The organism is Mycobacteroides saopaulense (assembly GCF_001456355.1).
GTDB lineage: Bacteria > Actinomycetota > Actinomycetes > Mycobacteriales > Mycobacteriaceae > Mycobacterium > Mycobacterium saopaulense.
Map to the genome: position 1 here is coordinate 3,750,303 of NZ_CP010271.1, position 17,169 is coordinate 3,767,471.

At 62.2% G+C, this 17,169-nt stretch carries 17 protein-coding genes and 1 pseudogene; 5 read left to right on the forward strand and 13 right to left on the reverse strand.

Features of this window, described 5'->3' with window-relative positions:
- Positions 1-107: 107 nt before the first annotated feature.
- Together MYCSP_RS18860 and MYCSP_RS23730 are read left to right on the forward strand one after the other, a co-directional pair.
- Entirely contained in the window at positions 108-1,352 is a 1,245-nt protein-coding gene (locus MYCSP_RS18860) for a serine hydrolase domain-containing protein (protein WP_083013405.1), read from the forward strand.
- Positions 1,353-1,428: 76 nt separating this feature from the next.
- Positions 1,429-1,554, forward strand: a pseudogene (locus MYCSP_RS23730) (LppU/SCO3897 family protein); the annotation flags it as partial.
- Positions 1,555-1,790: 236 nt separating this feature from the next.
- On the opposite strand, the gene MYCSP_RS23550 reads toward MYCSP_RS23730, so the two are convergent.
- From MYCSP_RS23550 to MYCSP_RS18880, 3 genes are read right to left on the reverse strand one after another with little or no spacing between them, the layout of a single operon-like run.
- On the reverse strand, positions 1,791-2,054 hold the full coding sequence (locus MYCSP_RS23550; protein ID WP_088414700.1) for a hypothetical protein: 264 nt from the start codon (positions 2,052-2,054) through the stop codon (positions 1,791-1,793).
- 9 nt (positions 2,055-2,063) lie between these two features.
- A complete protein-coding gene (locus MYCSP_RS23555) occupies positions 2,064-4,007 on the reverse strand; it encodes a WXG100 family type VII secretion target (protein WP_235629494.1) in 1,944 nt (647 codons plus the stop codon).
- Entirely contained in the window at positions 4,007-4,321 is a 315-nt protein-coding gene (locus MYCSP_RS18880) for a WXG100 family type VII secretion target (protein ID WP_088414702.1), read from the reverse strand. Before MYCSP_RS18880 ends, MYCSP_RS23555 begins: the two co-directional genes overlap by 1 nt.
- A 390-nt stretch (positions 4,322-4,711) precedes the next feature.
- Between MYCSP_RS18880 and MYCSP_RS18885 the strand changes: the two genes are divergently transcribed.
- Positions 4,712-6,988 (forward strand): hypothetical protein, encoded by a 2,277-nt coding sequence (locus MYCSP_RS18885; protein WP_157886202.1) that lies wholly within the window; start codon positions 4,712-4,714, stop codon positions 6,986-6,988.
- Here the strand turns inward: MYCSP_RS18885 and MYCSP_RS23715 are convergent.
- From MYCSP_RS23715 to MYCSP_RS18920, 7 genes are all read right to left on the reverse strand, one after another.
- Positions 6,985-7,200 carry an excalibur calcium-binding domain-containing protein gene (locus MYCSP_RS23715; protein WP_088414706.1) on the reverse strand — a complete coding sequence of 72 codons (216 nt, stop codon included), beginning with the start codon at positions 7,198-7,200 and terminating at the stop codon, positions 6,985-6,987. The genes MYCSP_RS18885 and MYCSP_RS23715 overlap by 4 nt on opposite strands.
- 109 nt (positions 7,201-7,309) lie before the next feature.
- Positions 7,310-7,753: a nitroreductase/quinone reductase family protein gene (locus MYCSP_RS18895; protein WP_070909234.1), complete on the reverse strand. Its 444-nt coding sequence runs from the start codon at positions 7,751-7,753 to the stop codon at positions 7,310-7,312.
- Positions 7,754-7,763: 10 nt separating this feature from the next.
- Positions 7,764-8,219 (reverse strand): nitroreductase/quinone reductase family protein, encoded by a 456-nt coding sequence (locus MYCSP_RS18900; protein WP_083013403.1) that lies wholly within the window; start codon positions 8,217-8,219, stop codon positions 7,764-7,766.
- A gap of 27 nt (positions 8,220-8,246) precedes the next feature.
- Positions 8,247-9,086, reverse strand: coding sequence for a thioesterase family protein (locus tag MYCSP_RS18905; protein ID WP_083013402.1), 840 nt, complete (start codon positions 9,084-9,086; stop codon positions 8,247-8,249).
- Between the two features lie 5 nt (positions 9,087-9,091).
- Entirely contained in the window at positions 9,092-9,937 is an 846-nt protein-coding gene (locus MYCSP_RS18910; RefSeq protein WP_088414708.1) for a sugar phosphate isomerase/epimerase family protein, read from the reverse strand.
- A 16-nt stretch (positions 9,938-9,953) separates the two neighbouring features.
- Complete coding sequence (locus MYCSP_RS18915) at positions 9,954-11,237, reverse strand: hypothetical protein (RefSeq protein ID WP_088414710.1); 1,284 nt, start codon at positions 11,235-11,237, stop codon at positions 9,954-9,956.
- A gap of 58 nt (positions 11,238-11,295) precedes the next feature.
- Positions 11,296-12,243 (reverse strand): Ppx/GppA phosphatase family protein, encoded by a 948-nt coding sequence (locus MYCSP_RS18920; RefSeq protein WP_083013401.1) that lies wholly within the window; start codon positions 12,241-12,243, stop codon positions 11,296-11,298.
- A gap of 34 nt (positions 12,244-12,277) precedes the next feature.
- On the opposite strand from MYCSP_RS18920, the gene MYCSP_RS18925 reads away from it, so the two are divergent.
- The gene (locus tag MYCSP_RS18925) at positions 12,278-13,093 is read left to right on the forward strand and encodes a hypothetical protein (protein ID WP_062920076.1); all 816 of its coding nucleotides are present in this window, start codon (positions 12,278-12,280) and stop codon (positions 13,091-13,093) included.
- A gap of 12 nt (positions 13,094-13,105) precedes the next feature.
- On the opposite strand, the gene mca is transcribed toward MYCSP_RS18925, so the two are convergent.
- From mca to MYCSP_RS18940, 3 genes are read right to left on the reverse strand one after another with little or no spacing between them, the layout of a single operon-like run.
- Positions 13,106-13,972 carry a mycothiol conjugate amidase Mca gene (gene mca, locus MYCSP_RS18930; RefSeq protein ID WP_083013400.1) on the reverse strand — a complete coding sequence of 289 codons (867 nt, stop codon included), beginning with the start codon at positions 13,970-13,972 and terminating at the stop codon, positions 13,106-13,108.
- Between the two features lie 54 nt (positions 13,973-14,026).
- Entirely contained in the window at positions 14,027-14,572 is a 546-nt protein-coding gene (locus tag MYCSP_RS18935) for an SRPBCC family protein (RefSeq protein ID WP_088414712.1), read from the reverse strand.
- Entirely contained in the window at positions 14,562-16,118 is a 1,557-nt protein-coding gene (locus MYCSP_RS18940) for a flavin-containing monooxygenase (protein WP_083013520.1), read from the reverse strand. The genes MYCSP_RS18935 and MYCSP_RS18940 overlap by 11 nt, the downstream gene beginning before the upstream one ends.
- 274 nt (positions 16,119-16,392) lie before the next feature.
- Between MYCSP_RS18940 and MYCSP_RS18945 the strand changes: the two genes are divergently transcribed.
- Positions 16,393-17,163, forward strand: a complete 771-nt coding sequence (locus tag MYCSP_RS18945; RefSeq protein ID WP_083013399.1) for a class I SAM-dependent methyltransferase — start codon at positions 16,393-16,395, stop codon at positions 17,161-17,163.
- Positions 17,164-17,169 lie beyond the last annotated feature (6 nt).

Below are 17,169 nucleotides of genomic sequence, written 5' to 3' on the forward strand. Positions count from 1 at the left end.
CAGCGGTATGTGGGCACAGATATGCACATTCGCACCGGTTTGTGACTATTCGCAGACCTGACCTGGAGTAGTAGCGCGCGAGCCGAAACCCGGACTACAAGTTACATATGTCACAACCGCAGCGTCGCGCCGAAGCCGCCCCTGTCTTCACGCCTGTTCCCGCAGGCACCGATCTGCCCGACGGAGTGCACGGCTGGGCCCAGCCCGAGTTCGACCGGGTTGTCCGCAAGTTCGCGTCGATGTACGTCGGCCGGATCGGCGGCGGTGCACTCTGTGCGTACGTCGACGGGGAACCGGTGCTCGATATCTGGGCCGGAGAGGCGCGGCCCGGCATGCCCTGGACCCACGACACCGCACCCATCGTGTACTCGGCGTCCAAGGGTGTGACCGCGACCGTGATCCACCGGCTGGCCGACCGGGGACTACTGACCTATGACGCTCCGGTCGCCCGGTACTGGCCCGAATTCGCGGCCAACGGCAAGGAATCGGTGACGGTGCGGGAGGTGCTGGCGCACAAGTCGGGATTGGCGGCGTTGGCCCCGCTGGCGTCCACGCCCGAGGAGTTGCTCGACCACGAGCTCATGGAGCAGCGATTGGCCGCCGCGCCGGTCGGGCGCTTCTACGGTAAGGCCGCCTATCACGCGATGAGTTACGGATGGCTGCTGGCCGGACTCGGGCGCGCGATCACCGGCAAGGACATGCGTGCGTTGTACCGCACCGAAATCGCCGAACCCCTGGGAGTGGACGGCATCCACCTGGGGCGGCCACCCGCCGATTCACCGACGATCGCGGCGGGGATCTACGCGCAACTCGACAAGGCGGTCACGACGCCCTTCCTGTCTCGCGGCCTGTCCCTCGGAGCGCGCGTCATCGACATCATTCCGGCCGCGCGAGGTGCCACCGGTGCGATCCATGTGCCAGGTGCCGAACGCATCGTCGCCGACGACGGGCACACCAGTGCACCGCTGTACGACACGCAGATGGGCGCGGGTAACGCAATCTGCACCGCTCAGGGGCTGGCCAAGCTCTATGCCGCACTGAGCAATCGGGGCCGGGTGGATGGGCGGCAACTGCTGTCGGAGGAGAAGACCGCCGAACTGGCCTGCGGCCGCGGGATCAGGGCCAGCCTTCCCATCGCCCGCGACATCTGGGAACTCGGCTACCACTGCATCCCCGCACCGGGGCTGGTGGGCGGTTTCGGGCACATGGGCGCGGGCGGTTCCACCGGTTGGGCAGACCCGAAGCGCCGCATCGCTGTTGGGCTGGCGCACAACCACCTGATACTTCCCAACCCGATGCACAACGTCGCCTTCCCCCGGCTATGGGCCGCGACCCTACGGAGTGCGCGCTAGGCCGTGGCGGCAAGTGCCTGTCGGTCCTCGGCAGCAAAGTGGGAGCATGCGTCAGCCTTGAGGGAAAACGGGACGCCCCAAACTGAATGTGGTGGATTGCGGTTCCCCTCCTACCAACGGATTTAAAGTCGTGCAACGTGTTTCGACACCGGACCAGTGCCCCCAAAGGCGTGGACCAGCGGTTCTACCGCTACCCCGATGAAGGCGAGTGGACAGCCCGTCTAGATCTCGCCTGCTCGGCAAATGATTGCCTCGTCACGAATCAGACATCCGCTCGCAGGGGCACTTGCGACGACAAAGTGTCTCGAACCGATTCAAGCCTGTTGGAGTGCTCTGAGACCGGATACGCCCACCCCGTGAGCGGGTTCGCGGTGCGCATAGAGACGCAGAAGAAAGCGGCCCTGCGAAAATCCAAACCGGACAAAAATAGCCTTGACTTTATATAGGTGTGCCTCTGTTTCGACCCGGCTTTTGAATTAAGAGTTCATCATGTTCGTGTCGCCGACAGGACTCGACAAATTCGAGGGCTGATTCCTGGTTGGCAAGGAATGTATCGTACTGGCCAGGGCTTACTTTGTAGTACTCTACATAGTCAACGATTCCGTTGCTTACCGGAAACGAGACATAGTGCACCCCAAGCTCTGTTTCGATACCTATCCAATATCTATCTTCTTTGGAGAAGTAAGTGTTCTGGAACGCCATTTTTTTCTGTCACCTACCTGGGATGTCCGATATTTTGTAGTCTTCTCGTGGAACTCTTCCGCCATCAATTATCGCCTCGGACTCTCCGCCCGGCAGACGTCCACCTGGAATCCATTGACTGTTGGCTCCAGCCTCGTTACCTGACGGCATTCTTAGATCGTAGCTCCTGGGGTCCTCTATATCGACGCGAACTATTCTATTTTTGTCAAGGAATCCTTCGGGTAGCCCGAGGGCGTCTTCCATTGCGCGAGGATTTCCATGGGTGGCATTCATCAATGCATCTGCTTCGCCCTTTGGCATCACGAAAGAGGTGCCGTCTCGCTGGCCTATCCCGAAACTGTCGAGATTCTCATCGGTCATAAAACGGGCGACGCCTTTGTCGAATTGCTCCAGATGCTGCTGAATGTACTCATGTGGCAGATACGTGGCAGGGTCGGGGCGATCACCCTTCTCGATAGATAGGATCTGGTCACGGAGTTCACTAGAGATCTGGCCGGATGAATCAAAAGCGCTATGGCCTGACCAGCTGTCGTTGCTTGGCGCGTGATGATCGCTCGTGATTGGTGTGTGGTGGTCCACCGTTGATGGCGACGGATGATCGAGCGGCGTGGGCGCATAGTGCGTGTCGTCGAGTCCGTGGGTGAGGGCGCGCCCTTCTGCACCCGTGAGGTCTCCGAGTAGCCCGCGTGCTCCGGCTGCGGCTTCGCCGCCAACCGCCCCACCGGCTAGGGCCTCGGTGCCGAGGATCATGTTTTTGCCGATGAACTCGCCGGGGTGGTTGTAGAAGTCATTGGCTTGTTCAATACCCATTTTGGGTGCGGCTAAGGGGTCGGTCGTCAGTTCGTGGGCCTGGTGGGCTGCGTTGATTCCTAGTTCTTTCCAGGCTTCGGCGACACCGGGTGCGCCCGGACCGGCTTGTCCGGTAAGGATTTTCGCCTGTTCGATCTGGCCGTCAATGGTCTTGGTGGCCGAGTCGCTGGCGCGACCCATGATGTCGTTGAACTGATCACCCGGCGAGCGGTGTAGCGGCACCTCGCCTGGTGTGCGCATCTGCTCGGCCTCGGTCATGAAACGCGGGGTCTGCGCAGCCTTGACCGCGTCGTCGACCCGCTGCTCGATCTGATCGGCAGGCACCTTCGCGTTGATCAGGTTTTGGCGAGTGACTTCTTTGAACGCCGGAACATCACGGTCAGCCAATGTCGGGGCGAGCTTGGCCGGCTTTGTTTTGTCGATATTGCCCACACCCGGCACAGCCCCCACGCCGCCAAGCTGGTGACCGTCCACAGTGGTTTTGGGATACAGCTCTTTGTAATTGATCGTGTCAATGCCGCCAGGGGCAGCAGCAGCCTTGGTCGCCCCCGGATCACCATCTGGGTTGGGAGCGGCAAGATTCGCCAATGCACCCGCCGCCCCATCGGGCTTAATCGCCGAACCGGGTATCGGAGCCAATGAGCCACCAGGCGCGCTGGACGGCGCGGGGGTGGTCGCTCCATCGGTGGCGTGAATCCCGGCGGCAAGGTCATCGTTGGCCTGTCCACCGGCAGCACAGAGCTGTTTGATCGTGTTGGCGATGTAGTCACGATCAGACTTGTTGAAATCCTTGCTCAAGGGGGTGACTTCGCCGGTTGCCTCGTCGATGGAGAACTTGCCGGCCGCTTCGTTCTCCAACTTGGTCAGCAACTGTTTGAGGCCCTCGAACTCATCGCCCGCCCGATCAACTTTCCTGGCTGCGTTCTCATATGCCTCGGCGTCGGCGCCCAGCCCTTTGCCAAAGGCGCCGATTTCGTGGTCGGCGTTATCGGCAGCCACCCCGGTCCAGGTGCCTTTGTGCGGCAGATCCGAAATCCCGGTTTTGATGGCACGCATCGAGGCGGCTTTGGCGCGCAGACCTGCGGCAATGTCACGAATCGACTGAACACTGACCTTTTTCAGCTCGCCCACCGACAGCAACATCAGGAACCCTCGTAGGCGCGGGTGTTAAAGATCCTGACCTTGGACTCCTCATCGGCCGTAGCGAACGCATACCCGCACTTATCGAAGGCATCCCGGAAATGCGTCAACTCGTTGCTGATGTGCAGCGACTTAGCTTGCAGGTCAGCGGATTTGGCCGATAACACAGATGCGGCTACCCCCACCAGCCCGGAGGCTGCTCCGGTAACTTTGGCGTCGGCGGCCCGGTGTGCGTCCAGATGATCGCGCAGGTGTTTGTCCATCGCGTTCGCCGAGGCATGCAACCGCTCCGGGGTCACCTGCAACGGATCAGTCACCCTTGATCCCCCTCGCGTAGCCAGCAACCCTCCCGATCAGCCAAACAATACAAGCCGCACGGCGCCGCCGCCAACGATAGCGAACACCGAACCACCCGACCAGAAAATTGCAGAGAGGGCTGGCCGAGTAAGGCGTGCACCCAACGCCTAAGGGGCACACCTCCCGAGGGTGCGCCAAACATGTGCCGCCTACCACGCCGAGTGGGGTCAGACGGTGCGGCTTGAGAACCGCGAGCATGTGTCAGCCTTTTCAGGCATACACAGGTGTAACGAACGTACGACGGCAGGCAGGTGTATGCCCGATGCCTCATCTGTTACTAACAGGAATCAGGCTCCTGCGGCATATTTAAATAGGTCGCACTGTCTCAACGTCCAGCTTATTCTGCCCGTATGGAACACGGCGGACAACAAGATCATTTTGCTGGAATCTTGGAACTTATGCGCGCAGGGACTTCTAATGCACTAAAGCAAGCCCAAGAACTGGCGCAACAGGTCCTTGAGCGTTCGGTAAGTTCGATCATATCCGATAGTGCTGCATTTGACGCGTTCGACCTGTTGGCGTGGCTGCGGTTAAGGGAAATTCCGCCAAATATCATGCCGGGCCAGAAGCCTATTGAAGATGGCATCTTGACGCCGATGTCCTTTGTCGCCCTGTCATTACTGCCGCGAGACAGTCGTGTACCCACCGAAACAGAGGGTGCATCGCCTGAGCTGACGTGGGCGACGATCAACAATTTGCATCAGACGTGTCAGGAATTGCATCGGATGAGTGTTGTGTATTGGGAGCTGAAAAAGTATCATCTGCGCGATAACTATCATATTGATTTCGCGTCAATTCACAGATTTTCGCGCCAGGAGACGTCAATAGAAGAAATATATTTCATTGAGGACACCATAGCAGGACATCTCTTTGATCTCAAAGAGATGAACGATGTTTTCAAATTTGTATACGGTGTCAGCTATGCGGAACTAATACAGATCAGAAATGCTATCGGCGACTGCTATATGGAGGGCTGGCTGGAATATTCTGCTCAGTCCGACCTCAATAATAGCGTCGTCTCTGCATCAGTTCTCGGTACCTTTCCCGATGGCCTGCCGTTGGGAGAGCTAGGCACACTCGTCTCGTTCACGCCTGAAGTGGTAGCGGGCCGGTGCGGGGTAGATGTTGAACGCGTTATCCGCGCACTTGATGTTTTGAGTGTCAATTTTAATTCCTCATTGAATCCGTGCGACCTGGTAGACGGGTACATGTGCGGCCGAAATCCATTTTCGACCGCAGTTCTACTAAGAGACGAGTCGGGAAATTACTGCGTCGTTCAAACCCTGGATAGTTATCGGATTAGGATGACCATTGAAAATGTACTGTATGACGAAACCATCGATCATAAAGACCTCAATAAATTGAAGAGGAAATACGAGGAGCGTCGTCGGCTAGTCAGCGAAGGCGCAACTAATGAGCTTATTGAGGGCATCCTCGGACAGCCAGGGGTGGAAAACCTAAAATTCTATGGACCTATATTCAAGCATGGACAATACCTCGAACCGATAGAAAGTTACGGGAAAGAAAGAGCAATATCGGAGACGAAGGAATCGCACCTCGAAATAGATGGCTTCTTCTCTGTCGAAGACGTTGTGATACTAGTCGAAGTGAAAGGCCGCAGGTTGCGGGTGTACCCAGACGATATCCGAAAATTCGATGGGGAGATCAAAAAAGCGGTTGGCGAAGGCGCGCGACAATTAGAGACACTTACTCGACTTATCGAAACCAACCACGGACTATGGATAAGAAAAGGGAAATCCATTCATTGGATTGACTTGATTCAAGTCTCCGAAATCGTACCGCTAGTGATAACACTCGACGACTACGGGGCCGCGAACCTAGCCGTCAATGCATTCGGCGCAGACAACCAATGGGGTGTCATCCCTTATGTATGCTCATTGCACGATCTAGTGGTCATAGCAGAGATTTTCGATCATCCAGCGGAATTTCTTGCCTATATTCGGCAGCGCCGACAAATCACACATTTAGCCCCTGCTGCCGATGAACTCGACCTGTTGGACGCATTCCTCGACGGAACATTGATCGACTACACCGATCAAGAACCACCCCAAGACATCCTCCTCGATGTCACCCACAGGCTGTATACGTACATGTACTGGGCGCATGGCATCCATAACACGCCCTACGCCCCAAAACCATCCCTCCAGGCCCCCGCCGAAATTTCACGCATTATCGCGTTCCTCACCGAATCAAAGAAACCAGGATGGTTCTGGTTTTCCGCCGGGCTGCTTAGCCTGACCAGGCGACACCAAGACGCCATCGCCAGCGCAATACAGCAGAGCGTGGAGCGCACCCAAGCCGACCAGCTACCGCATGACTTCTCGTTTACCACAGGTCATCAGGAACCCCGGCTGCTCGTGGCTATCACCTGCCCCGAAGGATGGGATCAGACGGAAATCCAGACAATTCTTTCGTTTATTCTGATGAAGAAACGCTCTGAACTCAATCCCCGTGGCACGTTGAGCCTCATACTCGACTCGTCCGGGACGATACGGTATGGGGACTTGGTGATACCGGCTCTGAGCGTCACCGAGGACGGGCATCGCACGTTCTACTGGCCCAAATGGCACGGCAACTCGAACGAACAAACACCCACTGCGTCCTAACCCTCGCAGGCCAAGCCGTCTCCGTCTCGATCCAGCTTGGCCGAGTAAGCCGGTGCGCCACGCGGAATGTGGTAGTTGCCGTCCGCCGCCGCGGAGCTGCTCCTCGACGAGCGCGGTGAGGACCTGATGCGGCGCTCAGTCGCCTTTTGGACGCCCCGGATACGGGACGCGCACAGATTGAACCGCTGCATGCCCGATCGCACCAACGTCATCGCGACGGCCCCACGATGGGCTCGGGAATGTCGTCGCGGGGGCTATCCGCCGTCGCCAATGACGGCTTCAGGGCCATGTAGCACCCGAGGTAGCTTGAGCGCCTTCGTATTAGGCGGGCACGCAGACGATGACCGGGATGTCCCGGTCGGTGTTCTTCTGATACCCCGCATAGCCGGGGTTGACCTTGACGATCGTCGGCCACAGCGCGGCCTTCTCCTCGGCCGAAGCGGTGTGTGCCGTGTAGGGCCGTGCCACGTCGTCGACGGCGATCTCGACGGCCGGGTTGGCCACCAGATTCTTGTACCAGGCCGGGTTTTCGGTGCCGCCCCCGTACGAGGCCACCAGCACTACCTTGTCGGGCTCGTAGATCGGCGCGGTCAGCAGCGTGCCGCGGCGCTGCCCGGTCTTGCTGCCGATGGTGAACAACTCCACCGGCTGCATCCCCAGCACCTTCTTGGGATAGCGCCCGCCGGTCAATGCCAGCAGCACCCGGTGCCCGTTCTCCAGACCCCACGCACCGGCACGGATCGCCCAATCGGGTTGCTTGCTCATAGAAGTCTCCTTAGACCGGTTCGCAAATGACCACGGGGATGTCCCGGGCGGTGCTGCGCTGATATCCCGCGTACGGATTCCCGAATCCCCGGGTGATCTCCGGCCACAGCTCGGCCTTCTCCTGCGTGGAGGCGGTCCGGGCGATGTACGGCTTCGTCTCGCCGCGCACGGTGATCTCGACATTCGGATTGGCGACGAGGTTCAGATACCACGCGGGGTGATGCGAGGCGCCTCCCAACGAGGCGATCACGACGATCCGCTCCGGTGTGAAGATGGGCGAGCTCAACAACGAGGAGCGGCGTTCACCCGACTTGCGCCCGATGGTGTGCAGTTCCAGCGTCGGCATGAAACCGAGCTTGTGCGGCCAGCGGCCACCGGTCAGCTTCAACAGCGCCCGGTGCCCGTTCTCCAGCACCCATGCGCCGGTCTCGGCGGCCCAGTCAGGCGTCTTCTGCTTGTCGCCCATGCACGTCTCCCTCGTCAGGTAGCCCGATCAGTTTACCGGCACCATGGCGAGCTGGCGAGACTGCACCACCAGAGCGCCTTCGGAGTCGATGACGGTGTGTTCGGAATCGAACCAGTGCTGCCCGATCTGATTGGTGCTGCAGAGCACCCGCAGCCAGCCGTCCGCGGGCAACGTACGCAGATACGTGGTCAGCTGCACGGTAGGCGCCCAGCCGAAGCGCCCCAGCGGGAACGTCACCGGCACCGAGATGTCACCGCACACCAAGGCGAACAACCCGTCGGGCGCCATATCCCGCGGGCGTGCCCACAGCACGATCTCGGGCTTGCCGCGCTCGCTCAGGTCGCTCATCGACCGTAGCGACGGCCGCACGTCGATGCCGCCGAACAGGTGGAAGATCTCCCCCATCGGATGGCCTTCGCCGATGGGGGCCACCCCGGGCGGTGGTTCGGCGGGCAGCTGGGTGAGTGCCGGCGGCAGGGCCGTCAACAGTGGACCCACATGCTGTTCGGGAGTTCCCAGCGTGACGACGGCGTGGACCGCCGTGCGGTCGCCCTGGACGAGCTCGGCATCGACGAGCGAGATCTGTCGGCCGCGCTTGCGCACCGACGTGCGCACCTGCATGTCGCCGGGCGAAGGTGCGAACAGGTAGCTCGCGCTGACGGCAATGGGCTCGCTCTCCCCTGCAGACGGGCCACTCGCGTCAAGACCTTCAGCCAGCGTCTCGCGTGCGGCACCGGCGAGCAGCGCCAGCATGACGCCGCCGTGCAGCTTCGGTCCGATGGTCCAGATGTCGCTTAGGTGCGCGTCGAAGAGCCCATCGCCCGCGGGGGTGAGGGACATTGCTTGCGCGAAGGGAGCATTAACCACGCCGTCTATCGCACCAGATGGGTTCTGGCGAACTCCAGCGACTCCCTCAGAATGGCCTCACGCTGGTCTTCGGTGCGGGCGGTCGAGGTGTGCACCTCCAGTACCACCTGCCCGGTGAAATCGCCGGTCGCCAGCTCCCGGCATACCTGCGCGACGGGCTGAGTTCCCTTGCCGGGCACCAGATGTTCATCGACCGAGGCACCCGTGCCATCGGTGAGATGCAGGTGCGTCAGCCCCGATCCCATCCGGCGCATCATGTCCAACGCATCGGTCCCGGCGGTGGCGGTGTGCGACAGGTCGAGGGTGTAGTGCGCGTGATTGGCGTCGGTGGGATCGAAGGACGGCGCAAAGGCCGAGACTCCGATTCCCGGCCTGCCGCCGCGGCGCTTCATGCGCTCCACCGACGTCTGCCCGGCACCGAAGAGACGGTCGGCCCGTAACGGGAACATGTTCTCCACCGCTACGTGAACATCACTCGAATCCTCTAGCGAGGCAACCTGTTCGGCGAATCCCTCGGCATAACGGCGCTGCCACCGAAACGGCGGGTGCACCACGACAGTTTGAGCGCCCAGTTTCTCGGCTGCCCGAACGCTTCGCTCCAACTTGGGAATCGGGTTCGCACCCCAGACGCGCTGCGACACAAGCAGGCACGGGGCGTGCACGGACAGCACCGGCATGTCGTACTTGCGGGAGAGTTTGGCAACGGCGCTGACGTCCTGACTCACCGCCTCGGCCCACACCATGAGCTCGACACCGTCGTACCCGAGCCGGGCCGCATACTCGAATGCCGCTTCGGTTTTGAGCGGATACACCGAGGCCGTAGACAGACCAACCTTGATCGCGGGGCGCACGGTTGGATAACGCTACCTAATCAACCGCTTGCAGCATGAGCACAAGTGGGCCGAACGCGATCAGAGCACCCACCACGATCGCAATGAGAATGCTGGCCAGGTCCACCGTCTTGCGAATCACCCACAGCGAGGCGACCAGGATTGCGATGAACAACACACCCAGGACCAGCGCGATGCCCTGATTCCAGCTCCACAGCTCGCGGAACCCGAAGAAGAGACCAGCGCCCGCAGCGGCCGCCAACAGATACTGCGCGGCAATCCAGCTGCCCTGCAGGTAAGTCTTGATCTTCTCCCGACGGTCGGCCTTGGCCTCGGCTGTGCCGGGTTGGGGCTTCTTGTCGGTGTCGACCGCGGCAAGCTGGCCGGCTTCCGGCTCGGCGAGACTGCCGTGCTCGTCGACCAGTTCCTGAAGCTCGTGCTCCAGCTGGTAGTCGTCTTCCCGGTCCTCGAACTCGTCGTCCTCGACATCCTGCTCGGCATCGTGGGAGGTCCACTCGACGGCAGAGCCGTGCGCGTACTCGGCGTACTCCTGGTCCTCTTCGTATTCGTCCTCTTCGGACTCCGGCTCGTCGCGCTCCGCGTAGTCCGTGTGGTCCGCGGTCTGCGCATGTGTGTCTTCGTGAGATTCGGCCTCCGGCTCCGGCTGCACGACGGCGACGGGCTCGGGTTCTGGTTCGGGCTCAGGTTCGGGTTGCTTCACGGGCTCGGGGCGAGACACCGGCACGATCGGAGCGGCGGGAGGGGCCGGTGTGGTAGCGGCGGGCTCAGGCGCCGGCTCGGACTTGGGTTCGTTGGTGACGGGGGAAATGACACCGGTGGCGTCGTTGAAATCGATCGATTTGCGCGGTTCGCCCGGCCGGGTGACGGGCGTAGGGGTCGGCGGGAAGATGCTGCGCAGCGAGGACGCCATCGAGGACGGTTGCGTCGGCGCCGGGGGCTGCGTAGTGGCGGTGCCACGCCGCGCAGCTTCGTCGGCCATGCTGTCGCCGCCGAACAACGCGTCCTCGTTGGAACGCAGGTAGGAACGTGCCTCTTGTTGGGTCGCAGCCTCGGGAGCCTTCGGCGCCGACGGCGGTGTCGCCGCCTCGGGAGCCGCCGACGGAGCCGGGTTGGGGCGCGCGCGGCCGCCCTTCTTATCGCGGATGACGGGTATCTCACCGGTCAGCTCGGCCACCGGGATCGCGTCGGCATTGCCCCGCATCCGGCGACGATGCCCGCTGATCTTGCCTTCGGCGGCGCCATTGCGCGCCAGCAGCTCGGCAACCGATACCGGCCGCTGCGTGTCGTCTGACTCGCTCATGTCCTTCTCCTACCGTCCGAAGCTAATGTCGCCGGCTCTGCGGCTCCGGGGACGGGTCTTAGTCAACGAATGCCGTGCCATCTGCTTCGCTATCCAGCTTGCGCAGAATTAGCCCCTCGCGCAGGGCCCATGGACAGATGTCGACCGCCTCTAACGACAGAGCACGCATGCTTGCCTCTGCCACGAGTGCTCCGGCGACGATCTGAGGCGCCCTGTCGACACTGACTCCCTCCAACTCCGCACGGTCTGCGGTCGTCATTCGCGAGATGAACGCGATCAACTGACGCAGGCCGCTAGCTGTAAGTGTCCTCTTAACACGTGGTCCTGCGCCGGAAGGTGCAGCACCGGTGAGTCGCGCGAGCGACCGGAACGTTTTCGAGGACGCTACGGCCAGATCGGGCACCCCTGCCGCCGCCACCTGCTTGGCGGCGTCGACCAGTTCCGATTCCAGCCAGTCACGCAGCATAGCGACGCGGCGACGTCCCGGCGGATCTTCGGCCAACCACTCCCGAGTCAGTCGTCCGGCGCCCAGGGGCAGGGATAACGCGATGTCGGGTTCTTCGTCGACTCCGCAGGACAGCTCCAGGGAACCACCACCGATGTCGAGGTTGATGATGCGTCCCGCGCTCCAGCCGTACCAGCGCCGCACCGCCAGGAAGGTCAGCCGCGACTCGTTGACCCCGGAGAGGACCGCGAGGTCCACACCCGTCTCCTTCTTAACGCGCGCCAGCACCTCATCGGAGTTGGTGGCATCGCGTACCGCCGAGGTGGCGAACGCCATGATCTCCGCGCAGCCCGAGCTGCGGGCAATCTTGGAGAACTCCTGGATGGTGTGCACCAGGCTGTCGGAGCCCTTACGCGTCAGCTTGCCGGACTCGTCGATGGCCTCGGCCAGACGCAGCGCCGCCTTGGTGGAACTCATGGGTGTGGGGTGACCACCCCGTCGGGCATCGACCACCAACAGGTGCACCGTGTTGCTGCCGACATCCAGCACGCCTAATCGCACGCAGCACAGGTTAGTGGGTCTACCGTTTACATCTGTGACGACGCTGCCAAAACAGCCCTTTGGACGTGACGCCTCCCTCGACGGCCAGGAGGTGGAGCTCGACTTCGCCCGCGAGTGGGTGGAGTTCTACGACCCGGAGAATCCGGAGCATTTGATCAAGGCCGACATGACCTGGCTGCTGTCGCATTGGACCTGCGTGTTCGGGACTCCGGCGTGCCAGGGAACCGTTGCTGGACGACCAGACGACGGTTGCTGCTCGCATGGGGCCTTTTTGTCGGACGCCGATGACCGGGCGAATCTGGACGACTCGGTGAAGAAGCTCACCGACGCGGACTGGCAATTCCGGGACAAGGGGCTGGGCCGCAAGGGCTACCTGGAGAAAGACGAGCTCGATGGGGAAAAGCAGTGGCGCACACGCAAGTACAAGGGCGCGTGCATCTTCCTGAACCGTCCCGGCTTCGCCGGCGGCATCGGCTGCGCCCTGCATTCCAAGGCCCTCAAACTGGGTGTGGAGCCGTTGACGATGAAGCCCGAGGTGTGCTGGCAGCTGCCGATTCGGCGGACCCAGGCCTGGGTGGACCGTCCGGATGGTTCGCAGATCCTCAAGACGACGATTACCGAGTACGACCGGCGCGGTTGGGGTGAAGGCGGCGCCGATCTGCATTGGTACTGCACGGGAGACCCCGCCGCCCACGTCGGCAAGAAGCAGGTGTGGCAGTCCTACGGACCGGAACTGACGGAGCTTCTGGGCGAGAAGGCGTATGCGGAGCTGGCCGCGATGTGCAAACGACGCCGGGGCCTTGGGCTGATCGCGGTGCATCCGGCGACGGTGGCCGCAGGCCCTCACTAGCTCCTCGCTCGGCTAGAGCCCGGAGAAGAGGTCGGTCTCGGGCGCGGCCACATCGACCCGGGTGTGCGCGAGTTCGAACTTTTCCGTCGGCCACAGGTGTTGTCGCCATGTCCACGGCACCAGGAAGAACGGCCCGTTGGGGTCGACCTGCGACGCGTGCGCACGCAGCGCCCTGTCTCGCACGGGGAAGTAGTCACCGCAGGCGACCTCGGTTGTCGCCCGGCGGCCCCGCAGTCTGCGCGTCAGCAGGCCCGCCGCTCGCACCCAGCCGGGCACCGCCACATCGCCCAAGCGAGGATCCGCCGGCGCACCGGATGCGCGTCGTGGGATGCGACTGACCGCCCGCTCCGCCCGACCCGCGAACCGCACCATTCGCGGTGTGACCCGAACGATTTCATGAAAGTAGTAGAGCTTGGCCACACTGCTGCAGGCGTGATAGGCCGCTACAGCCATCTGGTGGCAGCGGACGTGATCGGGGTGCGGATAGCCGCCGCACTCGTTGTAGGTGAGCATCACATGCGGCTGGAAATGCCCGATCAGCTCCACCAGGCGCGCCACCGACTCGGTGAGCGGCACCCGAGCAAAGCCATCCGCCGGCAACAAACTGGGATTCAATTGCAGGCCGGAATCCATGAATCCCAGCCAATGATGTTCGACACCAAGGGTTTTAGCGGCGAGCGCCATTTCCTCACGACGCACATCGGACAGGTTCTCCCGGACACCTGGCAGCTTCATCGCCGGATTGAGGATGTCACCGCGCTCTCCACCGGTGGCCGTCACAACGAGGACCTCATGGCCCTCGGCCGCGTACTTGGCCAGGGTCGCCGCACCGCGGCTCGACTCGTCGTCCGGGTGGGCGTGCACCGCCATCAACCGCATGTGGTCAGTGGAACACAGTCCACCAGGCGCACGACGCACGGCCGGGCAGCGCTGTCAGCCGGTACGCCGCGGCCCGCGCACCGGCAACTCGCGGGCCAGCCCACCGAGGCCGAACCAGAACACCGGCTGAAGCACGGCAGCGGCCGGCCGGATCAGGAACCGCGAACCCGGGATGTTCGTCAGGTACCGCGGCGCGCAGGCCAGCGTCCAGTCGACGGTTGCCTTGCCGGGTTCGGGCTCCGGCACCACCCGGTATTCCTCGCACCAGGACCCGAACACCGGCAAGGTGGCATCTAACGCCGTGTATCGCATGACACGGGGCGCATCGAAATGAATGATCTGCTCATGCTGGGCGAACACCATCCACGAGTGGATGTACATCTGGAAATCTCGGACGGTGCCCGCACTCGGCTCGATGTCCAGCGGGTACCGGCAGCCCCACACCGAGGGCAGCCAGGACCACATTCGGTCACCCGACACCACTCGCCATACCTCTTCCGGTGATGCGTTGAAGGTGCGCCGCACCCTGGTCACGAACGGCGCCGTCGCGAAGAAGTCCTCGACCCCGTCTGTCGCGATGGGCACTGCGTCAAACCGCATGTTCGATCTCCTTAACCGGGCTGCTTATCCGCTTGAATTCATATGCGGTCGTGGGAAATTGGACACTGCGCCGGTACGACTGCAACACCGTCCACGGCCGCACATAGGGCGTATCGCCCTGCGAGTTGATGAAGTAGCTGTTGGACCCGGCGCAGTTCACCGTGAAGTACCGGTTCAGGTTGGCGCCGCTGCGCGTGATGCTCGCCTGGAAATCGTCGAGCGCCTCCCGGGTCACCTCCACCCACGTGGCTTTTCTGGCGCGGGCCAGCTTGATGACGGCTTCGATATGGCGCATCGAGTTCTCGAGGATGTAATGAAAGCTGGTACCGGTCCACGAGTACGGGCCGACGAGCATGAACCTGTTGGGAAGGCCCGGGACCGACGTGCTCTGGTAGGCCTGTAGCCCGTTCTCACGATAGAACTCGGCCAGGTCGAATCCGTTGGTGCCCAGTACAGTTCCCGACCGATAGGTTTCCGGGTCGGAGAACATCTCGTAACCGGTGGCCAGCACGAGGACGTCGATGGGGCGTTCGGTGCCCTTCTTGTCCACGATGCCGGTCGGGGTGATCCGCTCGATGCCGTTGGACACCAGCTCGACATTCGGCCGGTTGAAGGTCGGCAGGTAGTCGGCGCCCAGTGTGCCGCGCGTGCAGCCCGCGCCGAATCGCGGGCGCAGCCGCTGCCGCACATCGGGGTCGCTCACCTTGTACCTGAGCCAGCCGAGGTATGCCCACAGCGCCACCCGATCGAAGATCGCCGCCCCCACCCGGAACAATGGCTTGGGGGTGTAGATCAGTACACGCAAGCCGAGTTCTATGCCCGCCAACGCAATACCATTCACGGCATTGGCGAACCTGCGCCCGGCCAGCATCCGCTGCAGCGGCCGAGGCAGCCGAAAGTCCGGTTTCGGAAAGTACCACTGCGGCGTTCGTTGATACACGTCCAGATGCTCGACCTCACCGGCGATGGCCGGGGCGATCTGCACGGTGGAGCTTCCCACTCCCACGATTCCGACGCGCTTGCCACGCATGTCCACATCGTGTTGCCACCGCGAAGGCACCTGGATCGGCCCTGCGAACGTGTCCAGGCCCGGAATGTCCGGTGCCGTACGCGGATTGATGTAGGCACCGATGGCACTGATCAGGAATCGGGAAGAAATGCTCTCACCGTCGGCGGTGTGTACCCGCCAAAGATGGTTGTCTTCGTCGAACACCTCGCGCTCGACGCATGTTCCGAACCTCGCGTGGGCCCGCAGCCCGTGCTCGACCACCAAATCCAGTGCGTACTGCTGTATTTCGGCACCGGTGGCAAAGAATCGCTCCCAGTCCCCCTTTGGGGCGAAGGTGAATTGGTAGGCGACGACCGGGATGTCCGCCCCCACCCCCGGATAGGTGTTACGCAACCACGTGCCACCGAAGTCCTCGTCCCGGTCGATGATGACGAAGTCCCGGACACCGATCTCGATCAGCTTGATGGCCGCGCAGATGCCACCCAACCCGGCACCGATGATCGCGACCTCGTAATCGGGTTCGTCATGCAGGCCCATGGTTGTGTCCAGGGTTCGTTTCACGGCAGATCCCTTCCATCGCTCCGGCGCGTCTCGCCGTGGGCTCGTCGGTACGCCACCAGACCCACCCAGTTCCCTAAGCATCGAGAATATTTAACAGACTGACATGCCATTCGATAAATTACAAGATGGCGGCACCCGTCCATACTGCAGAAACTCTCCCCGGGCGAACCTATCCGTTATTTGAAGTATCCAGTACTATCCGTTGCACACAATTCACTCAATCGATGTGGACCCTGGAGGGACCGTGGGCATGCTGCATGATCCGAATCTGGCTGAATCGCTGATCGACCCCTCGCGGATCACCCACCCACCGCGGCGCGATCAGGGCTACCTCGACGTCCTCGGCCCCGAAAACGACGAGCCGGTTTCCCTGGCCAACCGATTCATGCAGAGCCCACTGTTGGCCGCGATCTACGAGCGCGCCTGGCGCCCGATGTTCACCCGCGGATTCAGCTACGGCGGTCGAAGCACCCTCAAGGCGCACACCGCACTGATGGACGAGATCGCCGGGCGTGGCGATCGCAAGATCCTCGACGTCGCATGCGGCCCCGGCCTCTACACCCGGGAACTCGCGGCGCAACTCGGGACCGATGGAGTGTGCATCGGTCTGGACCTCTCTGGCCCCATGCTGCGGCGGGCCGTGCGCGACAACTCCGCGCAGCACGTCGACTACATACGGGGCAGCGCACACGCACTGCCCTTCGCCGACGCGACGTTCGACACCGTGGTCTGCCTCGCCGCGCTGTACCTCATCCCCGACCCCGAACAGGCCGTGCGAGAACTCTGCCGGGTGGCGGGGCCCGAGGGACAGATCGTGATCTTCACGTCCCTGCGGACTGCCGCGGCGTCCCTACCCGGTGTCACCAGGGCGATGCGCGTCGGCGGTTTCCGGGCGTTCGGGCGCGACGAGGTCACCGGCTGGCTGCGCGCTCAGGGGTGGACCAACATCGACCAAACACTCACGGGTCAGGGACAATTCATCCGTGCCCGCCGCGAGGCCGCCCTCCGAATGGCGACCTAGCGGCGA

Excerpts from the sequence above, each read along its gene's own strand:
- MYCSP_RS18860 (WP_083013405.1), top strand. The coding sequence starts at position 108 with ATGTCACAACCGCAGCGTCGCGCCGAAGCCGCCCCTGTCTTCACGCCT.
- MYCSP_RS18945 (WP_083013399.1), top strand. The coding sequence starts at position 16,393 with ATGCTGCATGATCCGAATCTGGCTGAATCGCTGATCGACCCCTCGCGG.
- MYCSP_RS18915 (WP_088414710.1), bottom strand. The coding sequence starts at position 11,237 with ATGAGCGAGTCAGACGACACGCAGCGGCCGGTATCGGTTGCCGAGCTG.
- MYCSP_RS23550 (WP_088414700.1), bottom strand. The coding sequence starts at position 2,054 with ATGGCGTTCCAGAACACTTACTTCTCCAAAGAAGATAGATATTGGATA.
- MYCSP_RS18895 (WP_070909234.1), bottom strand. The coding sequence starts at position 7,753 with ATGAGCAAGCAACCCGATTGGGCGATCCGTGCCGGTGCGTGGGGTCTG.
- MYCSP_RS18935 (WP_088414712.1), bottom strand. The coding sequence starts at position 14,572 with ATGCGGTTTGACGCAGTGCCCATCGCGACAGACGGGGTCGAGGACTTC.
- MYCSP_RS18940 (WP_083013520.1), bottom strand. The coding sequence starts at position 16,118 with ATGGGCCTGCATGACGAACCCGATTACGAGGTCGCGATCATCGGTGCC.
- MYCSP_RS23715 (WP_088414706.1), bottom strand. The coding sequence starts at position 7,200 with ATGACGTTGGTGCGATCGGGCATGCAGCGGTTCAATCTGTGCGCGTCC.
- MYCSP_RS18900 (WP_083013403.1), bottom strand. The coding sequence starts at position 8,219 with ATGGGCGACAAGCAGAAGACGCCTGACTGGGCCGCCGAGACCGGCGCA.
- MYCSP_RS23555 (WP_235629494.1), bottom strand. The coding sequence starts at position 4,007 with ATGTTGCTGTCGGTGGGCGAGCTGAAAAAGGTCAGTGTTCAGTCGATT.
- mca (WP_083013400.1), bottom strand. The coding sequence starts at position 13,972 with ATGCGGTTGATGGCGGTGCACGCCCACCCGGACGACGAGTCGAGCCGC.
- MYCSP_RS18885 (WP_157886202.1), top strand. The coding sequence starts at position 4,712 with ATGGAACACGGCGGACAACAAGATCATTTTGCTGGAATCTTGGAACTT.